The following is a 3,413-nucleotide window of genomic DNA, read 5'->3' as shown; positions in this document are numbered from 1 at the left end:
CAATGATCACGGGTATATAACAATATAGGTTGGTTTGTCGTTAGCTATATAGAAGATTTTGTTTCCCTCTCAAATAGCCAAGAATCCGAGCTTGAAGAGCGATTAGATATATTACAGAAATGGCATAAAGAAACTCAGTTACCTCTGTATATCTCGCAATTAGAAGCGATTCAAAACGTAGATCGGTCGGATATGAATCCCGCTTTTATTGTGGGTCAAAGTGAACAAACTAAAGAGCATATTCGCTCAATCGTTAATAAGTTCGCTCCAGATCTTTACGCCTTGAGTATGCAGCTTAGCCCTGAGCAAGACAGGGAGTTTTTAAAGAACTTTCGTGAAAAGCAGCAAGACTATTATGAAGAAAGGTTGTCGTTGAATGATGCCGATTCGAGAGAGCGATACCGAACTAGAATAGAAGAGCGTGCAGAGCGATGGTTAGGTTCGGTGTCGAAAGAACAAAAACAGATTATTTTGGCTTGGTCTCAAGAGTGGGTAAACACCAATAACAGCTGGCGACAATATCAAAACAACACCTATCAAGAGCTAACGACGCTGATGGCAAAGAAGAGCGATCTGCATATTGCTCAGCCGATTATCATGAAGTTGCTTTTAAACAATGAAGCTTATTATCCTGATGAACTTGAGCCGCAGCTCAACCAAAATATGGAAACATCAGCCAATTTTTTAGTAGATATCGCCGCGACCAGCAGTAACAAGCAGTGGGCGTATTTTATGAATGAGTTAGAAAGCCTTAAAGGAACGTTGGAGTCATTGCAAGAGTAGAGCGCCCTTTTAAAGGCTAGCGGTTATGTCGAGCTAGCCTTTCATCAAACTTTAAGGTGAATTTCGGAACCTAACCCCTGTTGCTCATCAGTAGTTTTGGAATCGAACCTTTGGCTGTCTTCGATATTTTCTGCATTAATTGGAAGCTCGGTTGTTGAATACCGTGGTCACACTGCAGCTCATCGATCATTAACAGCCACAACCTTGCTGTCATTTCTGAATCGGCTAATGCTCTGTGGAAAGTGCCGTCGTTATCTATGCGCTTGAATCGAACTAGGTCGCCCAATTTATGGGTTGGTGCGTCTTGGATTAACCGACGAGCAATCAACATCGAGCATGCAAACTGTCCGTTGTAATCACGCCCTATATCGTCTAATTCTGCGTCGAGAAAGCGTTTATCAAACGATGCATTATGAGCCACAAGCTGACTGTCTTGAATAAAGTCAGCAAACTCATCCATCACTTCACTACAACTGGCCGCGGTGCTCAGCATACGGTTAGTAATGCCGGTGTAGCTCTCAATGAAGCCACTCACACGAAACCCCGGGTTCATGAGCTGTTGGAAGGTGTCGACGACTTCGCCGTTAACGAGTTTTACCGCACCGATCTCAATCGCTCGATCGCCCATATTGGGTGATAAGCCTGTGGTTTCGAAATCGAGAACGATAACGGAATCTGCGGAGTTTGAAGCCATCGTGTTTCCTAATTGCTGTTTGGTAGTATCGCTTTATATGGGGCGTTTGGTGTAGCTATGGGTAAATCTATTGAGTGTTGCGAATAGTGAGCTCAGTGTAACCCGTTGAATCGTCATGCTCTCTGTTGAAGGTCAAAGTATCGTAGCGGTGAACGATCAGTTCAGCTGTGGTTGCGATTATTGTTCCTTCCAGTAAATGCCCACCAATCACATTGCCATTTTCATCAGCAACGGATATATGAACATGCTGGTGGTTCGGGGTTAGCGTCGCCATAAGAGACACAATTTCGAACGGAGCTTGGACGAGCTTGGTGTTGTTCGCATTAGCTAAACGAATATTGAGCTGAGAGACACAACCGACACAAGATGCGATAGAGCCTGCCGAGATGTTGTGTGTGGTCACTAACCTTTGGATCTCAAGCTTTAGGTCTTGGTCGCGGGTTAATCTCGTTGCGATAGGAGTGATCATCTTATTGCCTCAACGTTATATGTATTTCAAAGAACAAAACGAAGCCACATAGGGCTTCGTTTTATTTTCATTTTGGCTAACGCGACTTTTCTTTTGGTTAATGCAACTTTGCATTTTCTGTCGCTGAGATTACTTAGTCTTGTTGCTGTTCTCTTTTCTTCTTAGGAACGAAGTTCAATACTGAGATTGGCACTTCTTTGCGTGGTTCGAAACCTTCAACAACGCGACGTTCAATCAAGTGACCCAGACGCTTTTCAATGATGCACAGGTTCTTGAAGTTATCTTTCGATAGGAAAGAGATCGCTTCGCCAGATGCATCAGCACGGCCTGTACGACCAATACGGTGAACATAATCATCTGCTGGGAAAGGCATGTCGTAGTTCACTACGCGGCTTAGGTTGTCGATATCGATACCACGAGCAGCAACACCCGTCGCGACTAAGTATTTTAGGCGACCTTTCTTAAAGTCAGCCAAGATCTTTTCACGAATTGCTTGGCTACGTCCACTGTGGAAAGCTTCCGCTTGAATGCCACGTTTCTCAAGTTGAGCAACCAACTTAGCCGCGCCGTGCTTGGTTTCGATAAAGATAAGCGCTTGATCCCAGTTACCTTCGGTAATCATGTGGCTCAATAGTGCTGACTTACGGTCTTTATCTACGGTTACCAACCATTGCTCAATGTTCGCTTTAGACGCATCAGTCTTGGCAATCGAAATCTCTTCCGCTTCACTGATTGCGCTTTTCGCTAGCGCACGCACTGGCGTTGAAAGCGTTGCTGAGAACAGTAGGTTTTGGATGTCTTGTGGTAGACGCGCGATGATCTTGTTGATGTCTTCAATGAAACCCATGTCTAGCATGCGGTCAGCTTCATCTAGAACCAGTACTTCCACTTCATCAAAGTGAACGGCACGTTGTCCGTACATGTCGATCAAACGACCTGGTGTTGCTACAAGAATGTCGACACCTTCAATCAAACGGTCTTTCTGGTGCTGGTAAGACACGCCACCGTACATCGCTAATGATGTTAGGTTTAGGAACTTCGCGTACTTAGTAATGTTCTGTTCAACCTGAACTGCCAGTTCACGCGTTGGCGTCAGGATAACTGCGCGGATACGTTTTTTACGCTGCGTTTCACCTTTGCTTAGCATTTCTAAGATAGGGAGAACAAAGCTCGCAGTTTTACCTGTACCTGTTTGTGCTGCCGCAATAAGGTTCTTACCAGAAAGCACAATCGGAATTGCTTTTTCTTGAATAGAGGTTGGCTTTTCGTAGCCTTGTTTTGCAACGGCTTTAACAATAGGTGAGCTTAATCCAAGCTTGGAAAATGGCATAAGTTTCTCGGTATGATTTGGCTAAATAGCGATGGAAAGGTTTAACAATCTTATACAAGGATAAGATTAATGGCGGCATTCTACCATGTTGCTTGTGTACTACTAGGGCATGTTGACCTTTCGAGCTGATTTTTGCA

Annotated in this window: 3 protein-coding genes and 1 pseudogene; 1 reads left to right on the top strand and 3 read right to left on the bottom strand. The window is 44.3% G+C overall.

All coding sequences use genetic code 11. The features are described from left to right. Positions 1-15 precede the first annotated feature (15 nt). Positions 16-783, top strand: a pseudogene (locus AB4484_RS18495) (DUF6279 family lipoprotein); the annotation flags it as partial. 70 nt (positions 784-853) lie between these two features. Here AB4484_RS18495 and AB4484_RS18490 read toward each other — a convergent pair. From AB4484_RS18490 to AB4484_RS18480, 3 genes are all read right to left on the bottom strand, one after another. Further along, positions 854-1,477: a PolC-type DNA polymerase III gene (locus AB4484_RS18490; RefSeq protein WP_372079708.1), complete on the bottom strand. Its 624-nt coding sequence runs from the start codon at positions 1,475-1,477 to the stop codon at positions 854-856. Between the two features lie 67 nt (positions 1,478-1,544). Then, on the bottom strand, positions 1,545-1,946 hold the full coding sequence (locus AB4484_RS18485) for a PPC domain-containing DNA-binding protein (RefSeq protein WP_372079706.1): 402 nt from the start codon (positions 1,944-1,946) through the stop codon (positions 1,545-1,547). A 133-nt stretch (positions 1,947-2,079) separates the two neighbouring features. Beyond that, positions 2,080-3,276: a DEAD/DEAH box helicase gene (locus AB4484_RS18480; RefSeq protein ID WP_017064352.1), complete on the bottom strand. Its 1,197-nt coding sequence runs from the start codon at positions 3,274-3,276 to the stop codon at positions 2,080-2,082. Positions 3,277-3,413 lie beyond the last annotated feature (137 nt).

This window comes from Vibrio sp. 10N.261.46.A3 (assembly GCF_041472995.1).
Taxonomy (GTDB): Bacteria; Pseudomonadota; Gammaproteobacteria; order Enterobacterales; family Vibrionaceae; genus Vibrio; species Vibrio coralliirubri.
The sequence above is the reverse complement of the archived record's forward strand: the minus strand, read 5'-3'. Positions and strand labels throughout refer to the sequence as shown.

Coding starts and splice junctions, on each gene's coding strand:
- AB4484_RS18490 (WP_372079708.1), bottom strand. CDS start 1,477: ATGGCTTCAAACTCCGCAGATTCCGTTATCGTTCTCGATTTCGAAACC.
- AB4484_RS18485 (WP_372079706.1), bottom strand. CDS start 1,946: ATGATCACTCCTATCGCAACGAGATTAACCCGCGACCAAGACCTAAAG.
- AB4484_RS18480 (WP_017064352.1), bottom strand. CDS start 3,276: ATGCCATTTTCCAAGCTTGGATTAAGCTCACCTATTGTTAAAGCCGTT.